Here is a 522-nt window from a genome sequence, read left to right on the forward strand (position 1 = left end):
CCGCAACCGGTGCTGGAGCCCGAGGGCACCGCGCTGATCACCGGCGGCACCGGCATGCTGGGCGCGCTGTTCGCCGAACACCTGGTGACCCGGTACGGCATCAAGCACCTGCTGCTGCTGTCGCGCCGCGGCCCCGACGCTCCGGGCGCGGGCGAGCTGCACGAGCGCCTGACCGGGCTGGGCGCCCACATTTCGATCATCGCCTGCGACACCGCGAATTCCGCCGAGCTGGCCGCGGCGCTCGACACCATCGCTGACGGCCACCCGTTGACCGCGGTCATCCACGCCGCCGGGGTCTTGGACGACGTCGTCGTGAGCGACATGACCGCCGACCAACTCGATGCGGTGTTGGCCGCCAAGGCCGACGCCGCCTGGCATCTGGATCGCCTCACCGCCGACCGCGACCTGGCCGCGTTCGTGGTGTTCTCCTCGGCCGCGGGCATCTTGGGCAGCCCCGGGCAGGCCAATTACGCTGCGGCCAATGCCTTCCTGGACGCGCTGGCCGTCCGCCGCCACCACACC

At 72.0% G+C, this 522-nt stretch carries 1 protein-coding gene; it reads left to right on the plus strand.

Features of this window, described 5'->3' with window-relative positions; all coding sequences use genetic code 11:
* A partial coding sequence (locus tag A5673_RS04940; protein ID WP_156747856.1) for an SDR family NAD(P)-dependent oxidoreductase occupies window positions 1-522 on the plus strand: 522 nt, incomplete at both ends.

Origin of the sequence: Mycobacterium sp. E3198 (assembly GCF_001667015.1) — a bacterium.
Classification (GTDB): domain Bacteria; phylum Actinomycetota; class Actinomycetes; order Mycobacteriales; family Mycobacteriaceae; genus Mycobacterium.